Source organism: Hyphomicrobium facile (genome assembly GCF_900116175.1).
Lineage (GTDB): Bacteria > Pseudomonadota > Alphaproteobacteria > Rhizobiales > Hyphomicrobiaceae > Hyphomicrobium_B > Hyphomicrobium_B facile.
Map to the genome: position 1 here is coordinate 594,809 of NZ_FPCH01000001.1, position 21,047 is coordinate 615,855.

At 56.4% G+C, this 21,047-nt stretch carries 20 protein-coding genes; 16 read left to right on the forward strand and 4 right to left on the reverse strand.

The features are described from left to right. Positions 1–346: 346 nt before the first annotated feature. The 3 genes from BM399_RS02845 (at position 347) to BM399_RS02860 (ending at position 2,301) form a co-directional block, all read left to right on the forward strand. A complete protein-coding gene (locus BM399_RS02845) occupies positions 347–817 on the forward strand; it encodes an ATP-binding protein (RefSeq protein WP_092863942.1) in 471 nt (156 codons plus the stop codon). Positions 818–1,175: 358 nt separating this feature from the next. After that, entirely contained in the window at positions 1,176–1,418 is a 243-nt protein-coding gene (locus BM399_RS02850) for a hypothetical protein (protein WP_143111309.1), read from the forward strand. Between the two features lie 577 nt (positions 1,419–1,995). Next, a complete protein-coding gene (locus BM399_RS02860; protein ID WP_092863952.1) occupies positions 1,996–2,301 on the forward strand; it encodes a hypothetical protein in 306 nt (101 codons plus the stop codon). A 259-nt stretch (positions 2,302–2,560) separates the two neighbouring features. On the opposite strand, the gene BM399_RS02865 is transcribed toward BM399_RS02860, so the two are convergent. Further along, a complete protein-coding gene (locus BM399_RS02865; protein ID WP_092863955.1) occupies positions 2,561–3,271 on the reverse strand; it encodes a type 1 glutamine amidotransferase in 711 nt (236 codons plus the stop codon). Positions 3,272–3,276: 5 nt separating this feature from the next. Then, positions 3,277–3,963, reverse strand: a complete 687-nt coding sequence (locus BM399_RS02870; RefSeq protein WP_092863958.1) for a TetR/AcrR family transcriptional regulator — start codon at positions 3,961–3,963, stop codon at positions 3,277–3,279. Positions 3,964–4,644: 681 nt separating this feature from the next. Here BM399_RS02870 and ftcD point away from each other — a divergent pair. From ftcD to BM399_RS02925, 11 genes are all read left to right on the forward strand, one after another. After that, positions 4,645–5,586: a glutamate formimidoyltransferase gene (ftcD, locus tag BM399_RS02875; RefSeq protein WP_092863961.1), complete on the forward strand. Its 942-nt coding sequence runs from the start codon at positions 4,645–4,647 to the stop codon at positions 5,584–5,586. 158 nt (positions 5,587–5,744) lie between these two features. After that, a complete protein-coding gene (locus tag BM399_RS02880) occupies positions 5,745–7,352 on the forward strand; it encodes a trimethylamine N-oxide permease (RefSeq protein ID WP_210186947.1) in 1,608 nt (535 codons plus the stop codon). A gap of 231 nt (positions 7,353–7,583) precedes the next feature. Next, positions 7,584–9,266 carry a formate--tetrahydrofolate ligase gene (locus BM399_RS02885; RefSeq protein ID WP_092863967.1) on the forward strand — a complete coding sequence of 561 codons (1,683 nt, stop codon included), beginning with the start codon at positions 7,584–7,586 and terminating at the stop codon, positions 9,264–9,266. Positions 9,267–9,375: 109 nt separating this feature from the next. Beyond that, positions 9,376–9,999, forward strand: a complete 624-nt coding sequence (locus BM399_RS02890; protein WP_092863970.1) for a cyclodeaminase/cyclohydrolase family protein — start codon at positions 9,376–9,378, stop codon at positions 9,997–9,999. 97 nt (positions 10,000–10,096) lie between these two features. After that, on the forward strand, positions 10,097–11,353 hold the full coding sequence (locus tag BM399_RS02895; protein WP_244531038.1) for a bifunctional folylpolyglutamate synthase/dihydrofolate synthase: 1,257 nt from the start codon (positions 10,097–10,099) through the stop codon (positions 11,351–11,353). A 22-nt stretch (positions 11,354–11,375) separates the two neighbouring features. Continuing rightward, on the forward strand, positions 11,376–12,305 hold the full coding sequence (metF, locus tag BM399_RS02900) for a methylenetetrahydrofolate reductase [NAD(P)H] (protein WP_425284048.1): 930 nt from the start codon (positions 11,376–11,378) through the stop codon (positions 12,303–12,305). 238 nt (positions 12,306–12,543) lie between these two features. Continuing rightward, entirely contained in the window at positions 12,544–13,680 is a 1,137-nt protein-coding gene (locus BM399_RS02905) for a Re/Si-specific NAD(P)(+) transhydrogenase subunit alpha (RefSeq protein WP_425284064.1), read from the forward strand. A 42-nt stretch (positions 13,681–13,722) separates the two neighbouring features. Then, positions 13,723–14,079, forward strand: a complete 357-nt coding sequence (locus tag BM399_RS02910; RefSeq protein ID WP_244531122.1) for a proton-translocating transhydrogenase family protein — start codon at positions 13,723–13,725, stop codon at positions 14,077–14,079. Positions 14,080–14,089: 10 nt separating this feature from the next. Then, on the forward strand, positions 14,090–15,496 hold the full coding sequence (locus tag BM399_RS02915; protein ID WP_092863985.1) for an NAD(P)(+) transhydrogenase (Re/Si-specific) subunit beta: 1,407 nt from the start codon (positions 14,090–14,092) through the stop codon (positions 15,494–15,496). Between the two features lie 63 nt (positions 15,497–15,559). Further along, positions 15,560–15,997 carry a hypothetical protein gene (locus tag BM399_RS21040; RefSeq protein WP_177228023.1) on the forward strand — a complete coding sequence of 146 codons (438 nt, stop codon included), beginning with the start codon at positions 15,560–15,562 and terminating at the stop codon, positions 15,995–15,997. 109 nt (positions 15,998–16,106) lie between these two features. Further along, on the forward strand, positions 16,107–16,760 hold the full coding sequence (locus tag BM399_RS02925) for a cyclodeaminase/cyclohydrolase family protein (protein WP_092863993.1): 654 nt from the start codon (positions 16,107–16,109) through the stop codon (positions 16,758–16,760). 267 nt (positions 16,761–17,027) lie between these two features. Here BM399_RS02925 and BM399_RS02930 read toward each other — a convergent pair whose 3' ends face one another. Beyond that, positions 17,028–18,206, reverse strand: coding sequence for a DUF937 domain-containing protein (locus BM399_RS02930; protein WP_092863996.1), 1,179 nt, complete (start codon positions 18,204–18,206; stop codon positions 17,028–17,030). A gap of 388 nt (positions 18,207–18,594) precedes the next feature. Continuing rightward, on the reverse strand, positions 18,595–19,500 hold the full coding sequence (gene kdoO, locus BM399_RS02935; RefSeq protein ID WP_092863999.1) for a Kdo hydroxylase KdoO: 906 nt from the start codon (positions 19,498–19,500) through the stop codon (positions 18,595–18,597). A 578-nt stretch (positions 19,501–20,078) separates the two neighbouring features. Between kdoO and ykgO the strand changes: the two genes are divergently transcribed. Next, positions 20,079–20,204: a type B 50S ribosomal protein L36 gene (ykgO, locus tag BM399_RS02940; RefSeq protein ID WP_013216601.1), complete on the forward strand. Its 126-nt coding sequence runs from the start codon at positions 20,079–20,081 to the stop codon at positions 20,202–20,204. A gap of 164 nt (positions 20,205–20,368) precedes the next feature. Next, complete coding sequence (locus BM399_RS02945; protein WP_244531123.1) at positions 20,369–21,022, forward strand: tetratricopeptide repeat protein; 654 nt, start codon at positions 20,369–20,371, stop codon at positions 21,020–21,022. The last annotated feature ends 25 nt before the right edge of the window (positions 21,023–21,047 follow it).

Consider the following 21,047-nt stretch of genomic DNA (forward strand, 5'->3'; position numbering starts at 1 on the left):
GCATTAGAGGGAGTGAGCGTCTAATGGGGTGCGTGAGAGTGCCGTTCGATCGGCGTCAACCCTTCCTTCGAGAGAGCGCCACCGCGTGGCGATGGCTGGCGAGCTTCATTGAGAATGCGTTCGAGAGCCGTGCAAAAGCGTTTCATGCTCATTCGCATCAGGTTCTGACGCGCGACTTACTACGTGCTGTTATGCGCGGCGTCTGACTCGTCGATGATCGGCGTCTTCTTCGTTCGGATGCATTCCGGCGGACTGTACTTCCAGTCTTCGAGGCCGGTGCCACGCGGAACGTCATGACCGTATCTACTCCTCAGCTTCTCGCAAGCAAGCACTCGCCGGTGCAGTCATGACGAAGTCAGCATATTTCTCTGTCGACACGAGACTGACGGCCCTCCTTGGAGAAACTTACCGTTCCACAGAAGCGGCGCTTAAGGAGCTGGTCGACAATGCGTGGGATGCCGGCGCCGATAACGTCTGGATCACGCTGCCCGCGCCGATGTCGAATGAACCCATCGTCATAAGGGACGACGGGAGCGGCATGACTCCCTTGGATGTGGCCAAAGAATACCTCACGATTGCCAGAGACAGGCGAAGCAAGAAAGGTCAGCGCTCTCCAAAATACAAGCGCCGCATCAAAGGCCGTAAGGGAATAGGCAAGTTCGCGGGCCTTGCCGCAGCACAAAAGATGCTAATCAGTACATGTGCGGCAGGAGTACGTTCCACGGTTAGCATCGATAAGCAAGTCTTGCCGGAGGCCAATAAGGATCTCGAAACAGATCCCACTCCCGGTCGACGAAGTGCCGGCAAGCGAAAATGAGCACGGCACGTGGATCACTCTCTCGCTAAGTCAGAATATGTCCTTCCCTAAAGAAGAAGCGAGGCGCGCAGCGCTGGTCCACGAGTATGGCAGAGCAAGGCTTTTCAATTTATGTGAACGGCTCGGTCTTGACCGTCGAAGACGTTTTCGGACCATCGAAAAGCGATGAAAGAAGACTGCCTCTCGCGGGCAGTTCCCGGCTCCGCTTTACCGTCGCGGAAGAAAAGCCCCCGAAGTATCCCGGCATCGTGCTTCGGTCAGGAGGAAGGTTGTAGGCGGAAAGCCCATGTTCTTTGGGCTCGATGAAGACCCGGAGATACCGCCCAAGCTCCTTAAGAGGGTGTATGGCGAGGTAGAAGTGGATAGCCTAGAAGGTCACGTAACCTCCGACTGGGGCGCCGTTGTCGAGAACAGCGAGTTGTTTGCGGAGGTGAGGGCTTGGGTTTTGCTTGAGGCGCGCCTTCTGAAGACCGATCTCGTTCTTGTAGACGTCTTCCAACGCCGCTCGAACGCTGGAATGCAGCCACGCCATTTGCGGGCGACTGCCGAGCTGCTAGCGGACGTCCGGTCCGAACTACTTCAAGGGAGCGTCGATTTCTGATCCCTCGACAATTTGGAGAAGGCCAATTGCGACTTCATAACCTTCGACATGTCGGGTTGAAGTCAGGTGAACACGCGCTCTGGTGAATAGTCCGTCGCGAGCAACAGATCGGGTCGCTTCGTGCCCTTGGAACCAGCGTGCTTAGTCTCGCTATATTCATTCACGATACGGCGCAATGAACGATTGGAAGCCATCATTTGGTAACGACTGCCGAGCACCCAAAGGCTATTTTCAAGCGCCTTGTGCATTTCCTTTTCATGAGTTCGACTGTTCCCATTCGGACCGGAGTGGGGCCACGATTTCCATCGGGCTCTAACGTCTCCAAATTTGGCCTTCCCTACGAATTTCATCGTTGCGGTAGCATCAGCCTAGAGTCGCATGCACTCAAATCTCCCGCGTTGCGAGATTCCCATTCCAGCTCGTGCCGCGCCTGAGAGATAACCTCCGTATAGGAAAGCACCCGCACGTCAGGTGTATCATACCGCGCATCGACCTGCGCTCTGCCGCCGCCTAGAAGCAATATGTCGATCGCCTTGCCCGGGAAATGGCGTGAAAGCTCGTCACGATACTCTCGGGCTTGCGCCTCGTTATCGCGATCGACCGGATGTTTGGGACGCTTGAACTCGATCAGGAGGTAGCGATCGGCACTTCCATTGCATCGAGCACGACGCTGGCGACCGTCGATATGCTCTCGGGCCGTTCCCCAAAAAACTTCGGCAGCACACGATTGATGGCGTTCTCAGCAAACGCCCGGCGATGCTCCGGGAGCTTTTCAAGTCGTCGGTTAATCTGTGACAAGATCATCAATGCTATCGAGAAAGGCAACGCGATGCATAGCGTGCTGGCTCATGAGCGCAAGTTCGAGCAATCCGAATTGCTCTAGCGCATCAGCGAACGTTGAAACATCCGCGTGCCGTGCCTCGTCAATTTTAAGAAGCACGAATTAGTATTCATCACGCTTTCTCTGATGCCCGTCCTTGGGATATGGCACAGTAGATATTGGTAGCGATAATGGAGATTTTCACTAGTAATGCCGGACAGCGTTCAACGGTTTCCACGCGCTAAAGCCGTTACCGCAGTTATTAGGATTCGAGGCATTGGACAGTGAATTCGATTGACCAATGAAGGCAAGATCACCGGGCTTATTTGGCAATTGAAAACAGATCGAGCCATCGCTCGAGTACGCCTGCGCAATGGTGTTCGAAGTCGGGTAGGTGCGGTTGGCTAGCGACAATAAGAGTGTCAGCGTCGATGCCGTTGGAGGCAAGATAACTTTCGTTGTTACGACACATGTCGGCAAGCAGTGATCTGTTCACCTCGGCATGATACTGGAACCCATATGTTTTCTGGCCATGACGAAATGCTTGCCAAGGCGTCATCGCGGATGAAGCGAGAACAATACTGTTGGGAACATTGCGAATGACGTCGCCATGGAAATGATAAGAAAGCAGCGTTTTGGGGTGCCCCTTTAGGAGGGCATCGTCCGCCGCCTCATCACATAGCGTGAGGTCATACCAGCCGATTTCCTTTTGCGCGCCAGGCCCAACATCTCCTCCAAGTGCTGCAGCGAGAATTTGCGCACCAAGACAGAAGCCAGCGACGGGCATGTCAGTTTTTATGAAGGAATTTACGAGATCCATTTCCCGTTCAAGGTAGGGGTAGGTCTCGGTCTCATAGGCACTCTGAGCTCCGCCCAATATGATGAGCGCGCTAAAACGCTCAGGCGTCAACTCCGCATACGGCGCGTCGAAGCCTTGGACAATGAACTGAGATAGACCGCGTTTGGCCATTAAAGTGGCGAGCGAACCCGCCCCTTCTAGGGGGTCGTTTTGGACGATGAGAACGGGAAGCATGTGTGTCAGGCCGATTTGCGATCTGTAGTGTTGGAGCGAGACGACGTTCGGACGGGCACTGTGCGATACCCCAGATGAAGCCAGAGTGTCCGCTTGAACTCTTCGACTGTCTTAAGCATGTCGAAATCCTTGAGCATGAGTGATCTCGCCAGGATGCCGTCAAGGAACGCGGAGATCATGGTGCACACAACCGACACATCGACCTTACGGAAAATGCCCGAGTCGATGCCGTCGTTTATGATGTCCCCGAGGATCTTCTTTTCATGGCTGTAGAAGTTTTTGATTGTACTTCTCGCGTCCGAAAATTCTGGGCCACTGCAGTCCATGCTTATCTTGATGACGTTGCGCAGACGCTTGTACAAGGTCACATGCACGTCGAACCATGCATTGATCGCTGAAGCCGCGTTCTCATGCTTGCCGTTGTGAATGTTATCGTCGAAGTGTTGGAACGCCTCGCTCGTCGCACTGTCAATCGCTGCGTTAAATAAGGCGAGCTTGTCCCGGTAGTGATAGTAAATCATGGCGCTATTGACGTTAGCGGCTTTGCCGATGTCCTTGATCGTCACTGTCGAGTAATGACGCTCCGCAAATAAATCGAGAGCGATCCGTGCAAGTTCATCGGCATCGGGTCCTGCGACTACTGCCGCTCTTCGCCCAAGTTTTGGTTCAATTTCTTTGCGTTTTCGGCCCATGATGCCCCGTCCTAAAATCAATTGATGGATTAATTACAGAGTTTCCCAGCGTCAAGCACTTCATTGTCGCGAGCCGCCGGCTTGCCCGTGGCGAAACCCTAAGGTGAGCCGCAACAAACTCCTAGGATCTATGTGCAACTAAAAAAAGTTTGACTGCGGATTCTTGGATTGCTGCTTCGCACTCTCTCATGGCGCATCCCAGTTGATATGACGCCTTCGTCTTCGATGTCGTCTCGTGCCGCCGATCTCAGGTTGCCCTCTCGCACGGATAACTCATCTGCTGTCGTCTGACCGAATCCCTCAATGATACTCTGCGCTTCCTAGTTTATGCGGCGGTTTGACCGGCGCACAAGGCGGCCAGAAATCGAAATCATCACTCTGCACCTCTTCTCGCAGCGGTTGCGCTCCGTGCGCTGCGGCCTGGATATCGCATCAGTGATTCCGACGTCACGAAGCGCCGTTTCCTATGATGCACCGCATATAATTAATCGCTTGATTAAATAAAAAGTCGAAACTAGCCTCACTTGGGGACGGCAAGCCGCACCCTCCGATTTCTTGCTTTTGGCGATCGGGAGGTTCGTTCGGCGATGCCGCTCTCTCAAAAGCAAGCATCCGCACAGGGTGCCCAACACCACAGGGATATCCCGGTAACAAATCGTTACGTCCGGGCAGGAGGACTTTATGGCGAAGTACATTCTTTCAGATCCGAATTTCAGCGACGGTAAGCGTAAGGAGGTCATCGACCAGATTATTGCTCCGTATCGCAACAGGCCCGGACTGAAACTGATTGGTTATGAGCCTGATGCCGATTTCGATCGCCTTCCGGTGGAGCTCCTTGGCCGTCCTGAAGTGATGAAGGACGCGATTCTGGAGTCTTGCGCCAAGGCTTACGAATTGATCGACATGGAGAAGCAGACGGGCCACCATCCGCGCATCGGTGCTGTCGATACCATCGAGATTTACCCGGCAAAGGACGTCACGATCGAGGAATGCAGGGAGCTGGCTGAGGAGATCGGCAAGGAGATCTTCAAGCGGCACCAGGTTCCGGTCTTCTTCACGGGCAAAAACGCTCGCCGTCCTGACCGCGAAGGGCTGACGGCCATTCGCAAGGGCAACTACGAAGGGCTGAGAGACGCAGTCCTCAAGGATCCGAGCCGCGCGCCGGACCTCGGTCCCGCTAAGCTGCATCCAACCGCTGGAGCGACGATCGTCGGAGCTCTTGAACAGCATGACGCTTATTTCAACGTTGTGCTCGATACCACGGATGTCGCCATCGCTAAGAAGCTTGCGAGCTATATCAGAGGCAGGACCGGCGGCTTTACCAACATCCAGGGCACTATCGGTCTGCCGAATAAGCATCGCCGAACCGGAAAAGACGTCGCCATCATTTCGATCGAAGTCAGCAATCCGCTGCAGACGCCGCTGCATAGAATTTACAATCTTCTGAAGGCTGAAGCTGCACGCTACGGCGTGAACGTTCTAGCCGGACAGATTTGTGGAACTATCGCGGCGGAAGTCCTCGTTCAGACTGCGGAATGGTACTTGCAGCTCGAGGCCATCAATGGGCCCTGGGATTACAAAACGCAAATCCTCGAAAACCATCTGCTCGAGCTCGAGGGCTAGAGCGTAACGCCCCACGTAAAACCTCAACAAAAAAAATAACAGGAATTCAAAGCCGGCTCCATCACGACAACGGTGTCAACCACCGAGAAAATGGATGCCGGCTTTGATTCCATTACGCGGCGCCTAGGGAGGGCCGGCAACTATGGGAGGAAAATCAGATGGATTCTAAAGTTGCGAATCCTGAACACGTCATAGTGTCATCATCGCACAAAGAAAATATGGTTCGAGCGGTAAGCTGGTGGGAAGTCGTTTTCATTGCACTAGGCGCGTGCGCGCTGGTGATGTTCAGTCTCGGGGGGATTTCCGCGGTCACCGGAACCGTGTCACCGCTGGTTTGGACGGTCTCTGCTACGATCGGGTTGATAGCCACGTTTGTCTATGCCGAAATGGCGGCGATGCTGCCAAACAAATCCGGCGGAACCGCGAACTATGGTGCAACCGCCTGGATCCGGCACATTAAGGTCGTTGCGCCGATGTCCGTCTGGGGCAACTGGATCGCATACAGCCCAATCCTGGCTATCGGCTCTGGTTTGGGGGCAGGCTACGTGCTTTCGGTCTTCGTCCCGCCGGATCACGTCTTGAACACTTGGAGTTTCACACTCGTCGATCTGAACGCGATCAAGCCGGGTCTGACTCTCCGCCTCAACATGCAATTCGTTCTTGGCACCCTCATCATGTTGACGATCTGGGCTATTCAACATGCAGGGATCACGAGAACCGCACGCGTTCAGATCGCGCTGACACTCGGTGGGCTCTTCCCGCTGGTGCTCGTTTGCTTCCTGCCGTTGTTTGGCGGCAAAGTCACGATGGAGCACTTCACGCCATTCGTACCATTAAATGGAGCCTGGGACTTTGAAGGGTGGAAGCTGTTCTTCGGCGGTTTGTTTATAGCCGCCTGGTCGGCATACGCTGCCGAAAGTTCGGTCTGTTTTATGAGCGAGATGCGCGATCCAGAAACTGGCGGGCCAAAGGCGGTCATCTCGACTGGTGTGATCTGCCTGGTCGTATACGCCCTCGTATCCTTCGTATTCCAAGGTGGCTTGGGGACCGAAGGCATGCTGTCACCGGGAATCCAAAGTGGAGAAGGTGTAGGCGCTGCGTTTGCTGGCCTAGTTGGAGCTGGCCCATTCTTCACCAACCTGCTGGTTGTGATGCTGATCTTCAGCCTTCTGCTGGGCGTGATGACGGCCATGGCGGACTCTGCCAGAACCCTTTATCAGGGAGCACATGATGGCTGGTTTCCGAAATACCTTGACCACCTCAACGAGCACGGTGTCCCCACTCGCGCAATGTGGGTAGACCTCTTTTTCAATGCCTTTCTTCTACTCATGTCTGACTATCTGTTCGTGCTTGCTGTTTCCGCCGTCAACTACTTGATGTTCCATACACTCAACATGAGTGCGGCATGGATTCACCGCATTGACAATCCGCGTTCCAAACGGCCGTATCGCGCTTCGATGTTCTGGTTGGTCGTTGTGGGATGCCTATCGTTTGTGAACGCCTTCCTGATCGGCGCTGGTGCAAACGTGTGGGGGGATGGAGTGCTTCCTCTCGGCTTTACGGTCCTGTTTGCCGCCGTGCCGGTCTTTCTTTACCGGCACTACGTAACCGACGGCGGCAAGTTTCCCGACTATATGCTGTCGGATCTGATCCCGCCAGGCGAGACCGAACTCACTCCTACCCGAGCAGGCATCCTCCCTTATCTCGCGCTTGCCGGCAATGCGCTCGCAATATTGATCGGGTACCAGATCTTCTGGGGGAGCTGATCGCGAATCCATTCGTAACATTGGCTGTGGCTACATCATCTTTTGGGTGATGTGCTGACGGAGATGCGGCTTCGGTTCCGCAGGGCCTCTTCCCATTTCTTGCCCGGTGATCGAGGTCGCATCTCCCCTTCTTTTTCAAAACAACTGTGCATGGCGAAAGAGGCTTCCGCTTTTGGAAACCCCTCCAGCGCCCTGCTGCCGAGAACTAACGCAACTTGAGGAATACACGAGATGGTCAAGGTAGTAGGCAGCGACATCGATGTGGCGCGCGCCGCAAAGTTGCAATCGATTGAGAAGGTTGCAGAGAAGGTCGGGATTTCTGAATCGCAGTTGCTGCGTTTCGGTCCGCATAAGGCGAAAGTCCGTTTTGAATTCATCGATGAGGTTCAGTCACGTCCTGATGGACACCTCGTGCTGGTGACCGCTATTTCCCCGACGCCGGCCGGCGAGGGCAAGACCACGACGACCGTTGGACTCGGAGACGGCTTAAATCGCATCGGCGAGAAAGCTATAATCTGTTTGCGCGAGCCTTCGCTCGGTCCGTGCTTCGGCATGAAGGGTGGCGCTGCCGGTGGTGGCTATGCCCAGGTCGTGCCCATGGAGGACCTCAACCTCCATTTCACTGGTGATTTCCACGCAATCACCAGCGCGCACAACCTGCTCAGCGCGTTGATCGACAATCACATCTATTGGGGCAATGAGCTGGATATCGATACGCGCCGTGTTACCTGGCGGCGCGTTCTCGACATGAACGACCGCGCACTTCGCGAGGTTGTGACCTCACTTGGAGGCGCCGCAAACGGATTCCCGGCCCTTGCTGGGTTCGACATCACCGTGGCGTCCGAAGTCATGGCGATCTTGTGCCTCGCCAAAGATCGTAAGGATCTCGAAAAACGACTCGGTGACATGATCGTTGCCTATCGCCGCGACCGCTCGCCAGTCTATTGCCGTGACCTCAAGGCAGATGGCGCAATGACGGTGTTGCTCAAGGACGCGCTGATGCCGAACCTCGTGCAGACCCTCGAGAACAATCCTGCGTTTGTGCATGGCGGACCTTTCGCCAACATCGCGCACGGCTGCAACTCTGTGATGGCGACTCGCACAGCGTTGAAGCTTGCAGATTACGTGGTGACGGAAGCAGGTTTCGGCGCCGACCTCGGCGCGGAGAAGTTCTTCGACATCAAGTGCCGCAAAGCAGGCCTGACCCCCTCAGCCGCTGTCATCGTTGCAACCGTTCGTGCACTCAAGATGAATGGCGGGGTCAAGAAAGAGGACCTTGGTACCGAGAATGTCGCTGCTCTCGAGAAGGGTTGCGTAAATCTCGGACGTCACTTGGAAAATGTGCGCAAGTTCGGCGTCCCTACCGTCGTCGCAATCAATCATTTTTCCAAGGACACGCCTGCCGAAATCGAAGCTCTCAAGCGATATGTCGCCGCTCAGGGCTCGGAGGCCATCGTCTGCAAACATTGGCAGGATGGGTCCGAAGGCACTCAAGAACTTGCACAAAAGGTGGTCGAGCTCTGTGCTGCTGGCTCGGCTGCTTTCAAGCCGCTCTATCCGGAGGGGTTAGGCCTCTTTGAAAAGATCGAAACCATTGCGCGTGAGATTTATCGCGCAGAGGGCGTGGTGGCCGACCAGAAGATCCGCGACCAGCTGAAACAATGGGAGCAAGCCGGCTACGGCCATCTCCCCGTCTGCATGGCTAAAACGCAGTATTCCTTCACGACCGATCCAAACAAGCGCGGGGCGCCGACAGGGTTCTCCTTACCTCTTCGTGAAGTGCGTCTCTCGGCAGGCGCTGGGTTCGTGGTTGGGATCTGCGGAGAGATCATGACCATGCCCGGCCTTCCGCGCGTGCCTGCTGCCGAAACCATTCGGCTCAACGAAAAAGGCGACATAGAAGGCTTGTTCTAGGTCGCGCAGCCGTTTCCGGATTTGCGCTGCGGAAATAAACGGTTGCGAACAACTATCAAACAGACGTCGGCGCTTCTAAGCGGGCGCCGACCAAACTAGGAGGAAAGAAATGCTAGTTAAAATGACGCTCGAGGAATTCGGAGATGTACTGGGGTCCGATGCTCCAGCACCTGGAGGCGGCAGTGTGGCTGCTCTGTCAGGCGCACTTGGCGCTGAGCTTGTAGCGATGGTGTGCCGCCTAAGTATCGGAAGGAAAGATCTTGAGGCTCACGCGCAAGAAATCAAAACCGGTCTACTTGAGGCCGATGGGCTTGCAACTGGCCTCATGCGCCGCGTCGATCTCGATACGGAAGCCTTCAATTCAGTTATGGCAGCATTCAAGTTGCCGAAGACGACCGATGCCGAGAAGCAGAAGCGCGCCGAGGCGATCCAGACTGGATACAAGGACGCTGTCCAGTCGCCCCTCTCCATCGCGCGCGAGTGCGTCAGCGTACTCAATCTCTCCAAAAGTCTCTTGGGAAAAACCAATCCCAATGCCCTGAGCGATCTCGGCGTCGCAGCGCAACAGGCCTACGCGGGTCTCGAAGGCGCAATCATGAACGTCAAGATCAACCTGCCGTCCATCAAGGACGAGCAATTCAACTCCTCCACTTCGGGCGAGGTTTCTCAACTCCTCAAGTACGGTCGCGAGGCTAAGGATGATGTCTACAACTTCGTCAGCGAAAAACTTTAAGGCGGCCAGTGCGCCCGCTCTGCTTCCTAGCAGTAAGATCCTGCTCGAGAGGTTGAACGGGCTACACCCGAAGACCATCGATCTATCGCTCGATCGAATGATCAGATTGCTCGCGGCGCTCGGAAATCCCGAGCGCCGTCTACCACCGGTCGTGCATGTCGCTGGTACGAACGGGAAGGGCTCGCTCGTCGCGTTTGTGAGAGCAATTGCCGAAGCTCAAAGACGGCGTGTGCACACGTACACGTCGCCACACCTCGTATCTTTCCACGAGCGCATTGGCCTTGCGCAGGAGGATGGGCACGCACCGATTTCGGAGGAGAAGTTGGCTGAATGTCTGTCTCTCGTAGAGAGAGTCAATGGCAATCATCCCATTACCCATTTTGAGATCACCACAGCGGCTGCTTTTTTCGCCTTCTCCCGGGAAAACGCCGACCTTCTGCTCCTCGAGACAGGGATGGGTGGGCGGCTTGATGCAACCAACGTCGTCCAATCACCTCGGGCCACCGTGATCACTCCCATTTCGATCGATCATGTCTCATTCCTCGGGGATACATTGGCTTCTATCGCCGCTGAAAAGGCCGGTATCCTCAAACCTGGTGTGCCCTGCATCGTCGGTCGGCAGCAACCGAAGGCTTTAGCAGTCATCGAAGCAAAGGCTGCGGAAGTAGGTGCCCAATTGCACGTCTTCGGGCGCGACTTCGTTGCCTTTAAACGCGGCCGCCGGCTCATATTCCAATCGCATACACGCATGATCAATCTCCCGTTGCCTAAGCTCGAAGGCGCGCACCAGATCGACAATGCTGGGACAGCCATTGCTACGGCGTGTCTTCTTTTCAATCAGAAGCTGTCGCTGGATGCGCTCGAACAGGGGCTTTCTACGGCATCGTGGCCCGGGCGACTGCAACGCCTGAATAAGGAGCCATACCAGACGTACCTAGGGCCGAACACCGAGCTGTTGCTCGACGGAGGTCACAATGAAGCGGGTGGTGCAGTCGTGGGAGCGCATCTCGACGCCTTGAATGCCCGCGATCCTAGAGAAGTGCATTTGATTTGCGGCATGATGGAAACCAAGGATGCTGCCTCAGTGCTTCGGCATTTTCAGGGGCGCGTCTCCCGTGTTTACACGGTCCCGATTCCCGGAGAAGTGAACGCTCTCTCTGCCGGGGATCTTGCAGAGATTGCCGTGAGGGAGGGCTTTCACGTTGTCCCGACACAGGGCCTTCTCCACGCTCTGTTGCTTTCCAAAGCAGCCATGAGTGAGCCGGGTCGCATCCTTATCTTCGGTTCGCTTTACCTGGCGGGGCATGTGCTGAAGTTTGAGCATGCATCGGATCTAACGCAGGGCGTGCTGTAGGATAGAGGAAAGCATCGTGGGCATGATAAGAAAGTCAAACTTGCCGCCCGATATGCTACGCATCGCGCCGGCACGACGGGGAAGCCGATTTCTCGGGCAGGGAGACATCGACGTTTCGTTCGAGTTTTTTCCGCCGAGGACCGCAGTGATGGAAAAATCGCTATGGCGCGCGATTGACAGGCTTGGCCCTTTGAGACCTACGAGCGTCGCGGTAACTTCTGGCATCGATGGAACGACGCGAGAACGCACTCGCGTAACCGTTGAGAGAATTCTTCGTGAAACGACTCTTGCGCCAGCGGTTCATCTCACACGCGTTGGGAACACCCGCGCGGAGATTGCTGAAACCGCTGCCGCATACTGGAACCTAGGCGTTCGAAAGCTGGTCGCTCTTCAGGGAGATGCATCCACAGGCGATCGTTATGAGCTAGGTCCTGACGACTACGAGTACACCTGCGATATGGTTGCCGACCTGAAAGGCATTGCAAACTTCGAGATCACGGTCGCCGGTTACCCAGAAAAGCACCCGGCAGCGGGCACTGTTGCGGCTGATATCGCCGCCCTGAAGGACAAAGTTGATGCGGGGGCAGATCGGATCATTACGCAGTTCTTTTTCGACAATAAGCTGTTCTTCCGATTTGAAGAGCAGGCAAGAACACTCGGAGTGGAGGCGCCGATTATTCCAGGCATTCTTCCAATCCATAATTTCAAGCAGGTCGCTGCGGTCGCTGCGCGTTGTGGGGTCAGCATCCCCAGCTGGTTGGTGCGCCGTTTCGAGGGATTGGAAAACGATCCCGAGACCCATCGTCTTGCGGCTGCGGCGTTTGCTGCGGAGCAGGTATTGGGCCTCGTTGATCGGGGCGTCGCGGAATTCCATTTCTTCACGCTCAACCGCGCGGACCTAGTCTACGGCATTTGCCATATGCTCGGCTTGCGATCCGCAGAAGTAGCATGAGGCGAATTCTGATGCGGTGCGTTGGGAATCGCGGTCGAGCAGCCAATCGCCACTCGTGCTTGCTGACGTAATGGCTCTCGACGCGGGTAGGTAGCGCTAATTCCATTTAATTAATGCATTGAGCAATTAATTATAGAATTTTCATCATTAGTTGGCACCTGCGCCGGCTCCGGCGCGGGTGCTCCAGGCAAGCTAGGTAAAATTCAATTATGGGCAGGAAGGGTTTGGTGGTCCGATGATTACGATAGCTGTCACGGCCGAGGGGCCGGATGAGCCGCGTGTCGCCATTTCGCCGGAGACGGCGAAAATGCTCGTGGCGCTTGGCGCGAGGGTGCGGGTGGAATCGGGCGCGGGCTCCCGTTCGCGCATCTCGGACGAGACACTCAAAGCAGCGGGTGCCGAGATTGCCACAAACGCGACCGACGCGCTTTCGGGCGCGGACATTCTGTTGAGAGTGCGTCGACCTTCAGGTGACGAGATCCGGGCGCTCAAGCCCGGTGCTATCGTCGCAGCAATTCTCGAACCGTACGACAAAGCCGCAATTGAACCTCTGGCCGCTACGGGCGCCAGCCTGTTCTCCATGGAACTCGTGCCGCGCATCAGCCGGGCGCAGTCGATGGACGTCCTGTCGAGTCAAGCTAATCTCGCCGGGTACAAAGCCGTGGTCGATGCGGCGTCGCACTTCGGCCAGACGCTTCCGATGATGATGACTGCCGCCGGCACTGTACCAGCTGCAAAAGTTTTCATCATGGGTGTTGGTGTTGCCGGGCTGCAGGCCATCGCGACGGCGCGACGGCTCGGCGCCGTAGTTTCTGCAACCGACGTTCGTCCGGCAACCAAGGAACAGGTGGCCTCGCTCGGGGCCAAGTTCGTTGCCGTCGAGGATGAGGAATTCAAGCAAGCGCAAACAGCGGCTGGGTACGCAAAAGCGATGTCGGTTGAGTATCAGGCCAAGCAGACGGAGCTGGTGGCGAACCACATTAAGACACAAGACATCGTCGTCACGACAGCGCTTATTCCAGGGCGTCCCGCGCCACGGCTCATTTCGCGCGCGATGGTCGAAAGCATGAAGCCTGGTTCCGTCATCGTCGATCTGGCGGCGGAGCGCGGGGGCAATTGCGAGGCGACCGCTCCGGGTCAGACGGTCGACGTCAATGGCGTCAAGATCATTGCTCCAATCAATCTCGCAGGATCGGTGTCCGTCAATGCCTCGAGTCTCTACGCAAAAAACCTATTCGCGCTTCTCGAGCTCTTTTTCGACAAGCAGGAGAAGGTTCTCAAGGTCAATTGGGACGACGAGATCATCAAGGGCACGCTGCTCGCCAAGGATGGCAAGATCGTGCATCCCAACTTCATTTCGCAACCTGCGGCCTGAGGAGCTGACATGAACGGGAAAGCAATTGCACTAGCGGCTGCGATGGTACTGCTGCCTTCGATGGCGAGCGCGAGCGAAGGTATTGGGGGATCGGTTGATCCGTCGATCTATCGCCTCATGGTTTTCGTGATGGCGATCTTCGTCGGGTATTACGTTGTGTGGAGCGTGACGCCAGCATTGCACACGCCGCTAATGAGCGTCACGAATGCCATCAGTTCGGTGATCGTCGTCGGTGCATTGCTGGCGGTAGGGTTGGAACTCGTTGCGGGCGGCACGACGCTTGCTCGATTCTTCGGGTTTCTCGCGCTCGTCCTGGCGTCAATCAATATCTTCGGGGGCTTCTTGGTCACGAGCCGCATGCTCGCGATGTACAAAAAAAAAGATAAAGCCAGGAAATAAGGGACTGGAAATGATCGCTAACATCGCTGCCTTGCTTTATCTCGTTGCCGGTGTGTTATTCATTCTGGCGCTCAGGGGGCTTTCGCACCCCGAGACGGGCCGCAAGGGCAATCTTTACGGCATGGTCGGCATGACCATAGCCATACTTACATCGCTCGCCGTATCATCGCCGCAACATTTCATAACGTGGCTGCTTATCCTAGGTGGCCTTGGCATCGGCGCCGTCATCGGCGCTGTGATCGCGAAGAAAATCCCCATGACGCAGATGCCGGAGCTGGTGGCCGCGTTCCACTCGCTCGTCGGTCTTGCAGCCGTGTTCGTCGCTGCTGCGGCGCTCTATGCGCCCGAAGCGTTTGGTATCGGACATCCGGGCTCGATCGCGACGGCAAGCCTTGTCGAAATGGGGTTGGGCCTCGCAATCGGCGCGATCACGTTTGCGGGCTCCGTCGTCGCGTTTGCCAAGCTCTCAGGCCGCATGTCGGGAGCGCCAATCCTGCTGCCGATGCGTCACGCGAATAATTTGGCGCTGTTTTTACTGCTCGCTTGGCTCATCCATGCATTCTGCAATTCGGGCGGCGAATCTATGTTGTTTTGGGCGATCACGTTGGTGGCGCTCGTGTTCGGCTTGCTCATCATCATTCCGATCGGCGGCGCGGACATGCCGGTCGTCGTGTCAATGCTCAACTCCTATTCGGGATGGGCTGCGGCGGGCATAGGTTTCACGCTTGGCAACATCGCGCTCATCATTACTGGCGCGCTCGTCGGCTCCTCGGGTGCAATTCTCTCGTACATCATGTGCAAGGGCATGAATCGTAGCTTCCTGTCCGTAATAGCCGGCGGTTTCGGCGGAGAAGCGGGCAGTGCCGGGACCGTGAGCGGCGAGCAGAAGCCGGTGAAGATCGGGTCGGCTGAAGATGCTGCCTATGTTTTGAAGAACGCTTCCAAGGTCATCATTGTGCCCGGATACGGCATGGCGGTTGCGCAGGCGCAGCACGCTCTTCGTGAAATGGCGGATGCCATGAAGAAGGCCGGCGTCGAGGTGAAGTATGCAATTCATCCGGTCGCGGGTCGCATGCCCGGCCACATGAACGTACTATTGGCTGAAGCCAACGTACCGTACGACGAGGTGTTCGAACTCGAGGACATCAACTCTGAGTTTTCGCAGGCCGATGCCGTATACGTTATCGGCGCGAACGACGTGGTGAACCCTGCCGCAGAGGACGACAAGACCTCGCCGATCTACGGCATGCCGGTGCTTCAAGTCTGGAAGGCCGCCACTGTGTTCTTCAACAAGCGCTCGCTCGCGTCGGGATATGCCGGCATCGACAACCCGGTGTTCTATCGCGACAACACGGTGATGGTGCTCGGCGACGCCAAGAAGATGACCGATGAAATTGCAAAGGCGATGACCCACTGAGCGCATTCGGATGACGCATCTCGCGTAAGTTCCTCGGTCGAAACGGAGCTCGAGGATCGCGAGATGCGTTTATTTGAGAAACGTAGGTACGGCAGAATGCTCCGCATTTTTTTAAGCTTTGAAAGAAGGCTCACCCAAGAGCAGTGGGGATGGGCGACGGCGGCAGCGACGGCAATTTATATCTGTGGGTGTTACCTCTGCCTCTCATTGGCGATTCGGCAAGGAGAGATCGCTAGCCGCGTTAACTTCAGCTTGTGGCTCGTCGTATGGAGTACGGCCTTCTCGTATGTCATCACTGCGCTTTGCGCTCAACGTTTGGCCGACAGCGGGCAACCGGTGTGGCTCTGTGCGACCGTTGCCGTTCCGGGATTCCTGTTGGTCCTGGGCTTCGCATTCGATTTCGTCGCAGAGATGCCCGTTCTTGGACCGATTCTCATCGCTTATCTTGGCGTGCGCCCACTACCGGTGTTGGTCGCCTGTGCGACATCCAAGAGCGCGTAACATGATCATAGCGCCGGCTTTTGCGTGTGAGGCAAAAGATGACGCTACATTATAATTGTTCGATTAATTAAAATTGGCTAAGGATCGCAGGTTGAAGAGAGGATATCGAATGTTGGTGAAGCAGTCGGCCGAAGAATTATGCAAAGTTCTTGCCTCGAGCGTGCCGGCGCCGGGTGGTGGAAGCGTTGCAGCCTTGTCAGGTGCGTTGGCGGCGAGTCTCGTGGCAATGGTTTGTCGACTGAGCATCGGGCGCAAAGAATACCAGCCATATGCAAATACGCTCACCGATACATTGGAAAAAACTGAAGCACTTGCGGCGAGTCTTCTGAGGCGGGTTGATCTCGACGCGGAAGCTTTTGCCGGCGTGATGGCAGCTTTTGGAATGCCCAAGGACACCGACGACGAAAAGCAGATTCGTGCTGCTGAAATTCAGAGAGCTTACAAAGAAGCAGTTCAGTCGCCCTTGATGATTGCGAGGGAATGCCGGGACGTCGTTTTCTTCGCAAACAAGATCGTGGGAAAAGCCAACGCTAACGCCATTGGCGATCTTGGAGTAGCTGGCCAGCAAGCGCTCGCCGGTCTCGAGGGTGCAATCATGAACGTTCAGATCAACCTCCCGCCAATCAAAGACGAGAAGTACAAAAATGAAATGACTAATCGCGTGACGGGACTTCTGGCGGAGGGTCGGAAATATCAACATACGGTCTACAAGCATGTTATCGAGCAGCTTTGGAAAGCGCGGGAGCGAGCGGGGCAGCGCTAGGCTGCTAGAGCGGCTAAGCGGGCTGCACCCTCGGACGACTGATCTTTCTCTTGATCAAATTCTAAGCCTTCTCGCAAAGCTTGGAAATCCGGACCGCAAATTGCCGCCTGTCGTCCACGATGAGCCGCTGCAGCGTGATGTGCAGCCGCCGAAAGATGTTCTTCGACGGCTGGATGCTTTGTCGTAGTCGTTGCCATGACCGTGTTCCTTTCTAATTCGGCCAGCCCATTCGCGCATTCTTCTCGCGTGGCTCACTTCTCGAGTGGCTCAGGCCGTCGTCAGCGCATCGAACTGAGAGTGAACTTTATCGATGGTCGGCTTGATGATCGGGCTCACCCCGGGAATCGCGAGTGCCTTGTCGAAGAGCTGATCAAGTGCCGGTCTCGTGGCGACGACTGTCTTGGAGACCGTAATGCGGGTATCGGGTGGAAGCTGATCGAGGAGCTTCGTCAGCCTGACAAAATCGTTCGTGGAATTTGCCAGCGGCGTAATTGCCGCTTGCGCCGAATTTACGTCCTGAACGCTGATAATCGCGGAGCGCATGCGGGTCTCCGCGTCGGCGAGTTGGGTGCCAAGGTCGACGTCACCAACCTTGATGCCTCGCAGATTTTCGAGCGCCTCGATGGATGCAGGCTTCGGTCCGAGACCAGCGGCGCCTGTGCTGGTTCCGGTGCTCGATGGTGCCGTGGATGGCGGAGGCGTATTGAGAGCCGTTTCCGTTGGGTTTGGGCGCCACCAGTGCCAAGCGAGGCCGCCGAGTATCAGCGCGGCGATTGCCGGGAGTACCCAGCCCCATGATTGCATATAGGGAGACCGGTCCGAAGGTCTCGGGGTCGGTGGTGGCATCGTCGTGTAACTCGGTCTCGCCGCTGCCGATGCGGCCCGCGCATCGGTCGCACCACCAAGACCATCCAGAATGCCCGTGCCGCTAAGATAATTCGAGAAGCCAGAGGGAAGCGCACGGGCGATATTATCTTTCTGTGAAGTGAGGAGGTTTGCCAGGCCCGTCGCATCGAGCCCACTTGCGCGCTGCTGCTGTCCCAACACGCCCATCACGACAGGTCCGAGCAGGCCCATGAGGCTTTTCGAGCCGACGCTCCCGATCCCTGCGTACTGGCCGACTGCGTTGGTGAGTGCAGATATCGTCTCGCCGCCAAGAAGAGACGTGAGGGTGCTGGTGCCTGTTTCGATAATGTTCGACTGCGTAGAGCCGCCGAGCATGGTGCCTAAACTCGAGAGCAATCCAGGCTGTTGTCGCGCAACGGCGCCATTGAGCGCCGCGGCGCCGTTGGGTCTGGAAACGAGTGATGTGAGAGCCGCCAGTAGTCCGGGGACACCAGCGCTGATTGCTTTTTCTGTGAGTGTCCTATCGAGGCCGAGGCTCGAAGCAATACGCGAGACCAAACTAGAGCTGAGCATCTGAGTGATGTTGGAGACCAAGTCCATGGGGCAACCTCCTTATCGGTTGTCCCCCCGACGCGAGAATCCCCCCAACATTGCTTACTTAAGTGCCGTCGCTTTTGGGGTGCCGATCCGTGTCATGTTGATCAGCGTGCATGCAATATGGGCATATGCGCGCTTATCCGACGATAGTCTAGGCCGTTTTCTGGTAAGAAATTCGGAGCCAAACGGCGCGCAGATCGTCTCGAAGTCGTTTTAAAAAAATAACCAGCGGATATTTGCTCGGGTTCTGAAGAGGTTCCCGCATGCGAGCTTCGTTATTTCAACTTTACATGCATTTTTTCTAAGCAAACGGCCGCCTGATACGCAAGGCGGCCGTCTCACTTAAGCAAAGATTCGTAACGCTACCCGCATTGCGCCGGAGAACCTTGCTTCAGTTTGTTGCCGGAGCCAGCGAGCGGCCGGTCATCCGTTCGAGAACGCGCAGAGGAGACCGGTCAGGCCGTTGTTGTGCTGCGACCGGGAGCTCAAACGTTTGCTCCAATGCGAATTGGCCTCTCGTTGCGGCGTGCGCAACCTGATCCGTGAAGACCACCCAGGTGCTGCCTGCAGCGAAGGCGACCTCCTGGCGCGGCGCCTCGCGCTGATAGCGGGTGTCGCCTTTGGCGCGGTCGTGCAATTGCAGCATGATGTGATCGTAGGGTGTTCTCGGCTTCTTGGTGATGCCGAGCGCATACTCGATGCGCGAAAGACCGGGCACCGCCGGTCTCACGCGCGGCAGAAACCGTCCGGCGAATGCTTCGAAAGGTTCTCCCACCAGCCACATACGCGGCTTGCCGGCGGGATTGATGTTGGTGAACACGCGCAAGATGCGCGCTCCCCGGCACGGCCGCGATGGAAACGTATCGAGATGCAGGCGCCGATCATCCTTGCGATAGGAGGCGGGCTTTCTGCCTTCGATCTCCTCCGGCCGAAAGCTGGTTCGCCCTAGCTGCAGACGGGGTGCGTACCCCGGCAACAGCGCATGCATGAATTGCTGCGCGTAAGATGCATACCGCCGCATCATCGCCGTCAGTTGATCGTTGTCCGGTCCCTCGATCTTAGTGCCGCGCAACTTGCCCTCGTTTGGATCGAGGCTGATGTTTTTTGCCTTCTGGTTGGACCAGGATGTGGCAAGCAGAAATCTTTCCGGCTCATCGAGTTGAAACGAAAGGTGTCTGAAATAAAGGATGCGCCCGTCTTCCAAGTTGCTGACCGCCCGGCGCTGATCTTCAGGCGCGAATGAGTCATTCCACATGGTAGAGCTAAAAACTTCGAGCGACGGATTCACAGAAAGCATTGGCGGCTCCCAATATCGGTGCCTGATGAAGTAAAAATTCGTGCGAAATAAAAAGTCGGACCCGGTTCAATAAAAATGCGGGCTTATGCGAACATTACCGTCGAAAAATCAGTGACATGCCCGGAGTGCCGAAAAATCCAGGCAAGCCCCGGCGGAAAGAAGCACGGGTGCGAGGGAGTCGAAAAGCTGTCATCCGGCCTATTCAGGCTTTCGCCTTCTGCTTATCCACAGAAAATCCGGAAGTCAGAGGGCTCAAATCCGTTGTAATGGATATGCAGGTCCAAGCTCATATTGGCTGCGATTGAGCGTTCAATCCGCCGTCTGGGGCGTCGAAATGCAAGGGGCGGGGTGCTCAGGTAGCGTGAGGGTAAATTCGCCCAGATTCCGGTGGCTTAGGCCTGAATTGGCCGTCGTTTTCGGGACTTCAGGCTTTTCCGCTCGCTCTAGCGCGGCTTTTCGTCGGAATGGCCTTGTTTTCCCGGCTTCTGGCGGGTACAAGCCCGGCTTCCATCTCTTTTGACATGGTCAGGGTCGGAGGGTCGATCTCTCTCGCGCCTACCATTTTAACCGGTGTCGTTATGAAAGTTAGAAACTCTTTGAAGTCCCTGCGCTCACGGCACCGCGATAACCGCGTGGTCCGCCGCAAAGGCCGGGTTTACGTCATCAACAAGACTCACCGCCGCTTCAAGGCCCGCCAGGGTTGAGATCGTTGCGCCAGAGCGCGACGTTACGGCGAATTCACGAGAGTCTTTTTGACCAAATCCCATGCCTCGATTAGCTTCGAGGCATGATTTTTTGCGCACGCCTTCTTCTCCTTCTTTTGGCGGTCTCGGCCGGCGCGGCTAACGCTGCAGCCGACGATGAGCTGTTGAAGACCCAACCTTTCCCCGATGCGTCCCCACCTGCACCCGCGCGGCCGCGGGACGAACTGCCGGTAAAGAAGAAGCCGCCTCCGGTCGCGCCTTCGCCCGGTGCTGCTGCCCAGCAGAAGGGCGACCCGGGCATGATGGGCTTGCCCTGGCCGAAGACGCCGGAAGAAACAGCCAAGACCCTCGACAACCTTTATGCTTTCCTCGCAACCGAGGGCGACCATCGCCAGGCGGGCGAAATCGGCGCGGCCATCGAGCGGCTGTGGCGGCTCGAAGGTGGCGACACCGTCAATCTGCTCATCGATCGCGGCGAGATTTTCTCTTCTCGAAGCGAGAACGAGAAGGCGATGCCGTTCCTGGACGCAGCGGTGGAACTCGCGCCCGAATTCGCCGAGGCGTGGAGCCATCGCGCCTATGTCGAATACCGGTTGAACAATTATCCGGCTGCGCTGGGCGATCTCAGGCGAGCGCTTGCTATCGAGCCGAACCACTTCCGGGCGCTGGACGGCATGGCGAAGATTCTCGTTCTGATGGGCGAGAAGAAGGCCGCGCTCGAGGTCTACAACCAGCTTCTCAAGGTGCACCCCAACATCGAAGGCGGCGAGACCGCGCGCGATAAGCTCAAGAAAGAAATCCAGGGGCAGGGGATCTGAGTCCCTGCGCTTGGCCCGTTCGGCT

Bases quoted from the DNA above. Each gene is read 5' to 3' on its own strand.
- BM399_RS02845 (WP_092863942.1), top strand. From the start codon at position 347: ATGACGAAGTCAGCATATTTCTCTGTCGACACGAGACTGACGGCCCTC.
- BM399_RS02865 (WP_092863955.1), bottom strand. From the start codon at position 3,271: ATGCTTCCCGTTCTCATCGTCCAAAACGACCCCCTAGAAGGGGCGGGT.
- BM399_RS02870 (WP_092863958.1), bottom strand. From the start codon at position 3,963: ATGGGCCGAAAACGCAAAGAAATTGAACCAAAACTTGGGCGAAGAGCG.
- ftcD (WP_092863961.1), top strand. From the start codon at position 4,645: ATGGCGAAGTACATTCTTTCAGATCCGAATTTCAGCGACGGTAAGCGT.
- BM399_RS02880 (WP_210186947.1), top strand. From the start codon at position 5,745: ATGGATTCTAAAGTTGCGAATCCTGAACACGTCATAGTGTCATCATCG.
- BM399_RS02885 (WP_092863967.1), top strand. From the start codon at position 7,584: ATGGTCAAGGTAGTAGGCAGCGACATCGATGTGGCGCGCGCCGCAAAG.
- BM399_RS02890 (WP_092863970.1), top strand. From the start codon at position 9,376: ATGCTAGTTAAAATGACGCTCGAGGAATTCGGAGATGTACTGGGGTCC.
- BM399_RS02895 (WP_244531038.1), top strand. From the start codon at position 10,097: ATGATCAGATTGCTCGCGGCGCTCGGAAATCCCGAGCGCCGTCTACCA.
- metF (WP_425284048.1), top strand. From the start codon at position 11,376: ATGATAAGAAAGTCAAACTTGCCGCCCGATATGCTACGCATCGCGCCG.
- BM399_RS02910 (WP_244531122.1), top strand. From the start codon at position 13,723: ATGGTACTGCTGCCTTCGATGGCGAGCGCGAGCGAAGGTATTGGGGGA.
- BM399_RS02915 (WP_092863985.1), top strand. From the start codon at position 14,090: ATGATCGCTAACATCGCTGCCTTGCTTTATCTCGTTGCCGGTGTGTTA.
- BM399_RS21040 (WP_177228023.1), top strand. From the start codon at position 15,560: ATGCGTTTATTTGAGAAACGTAGGTACGGCAGAATGCTCCGCATTTTT.
- BM399_RS02925 (WP_092863993.1), top strand. From the start codon at position 16,107: ATGTTGGTGAAGCAGTCGGCCGAAGAATTATGCAAAGTTCTTGCCTCG.
- BM399_RS02930 (WP_092863996.1), bottom strand. From the start codon at position 18,206: ATGGACTTGGTCTCCAACATCACTCAGATGCTCAGCTCTAGTTTGGTC.
- kdoO (WP_092863999.1), bottom strand. From the start codon at position 19,500: ATGCTTTCTGTGAATCCGTCGCTCGAAGTTTTTAGCTCTACCATGTGG.
- ykgO (WP_013216601.1), top strand. From the start codon at position 20,079: ATGAAAGTTAGAAACTCTTTGAAGTCCCTGCGCTCACGGCACCGCGAT.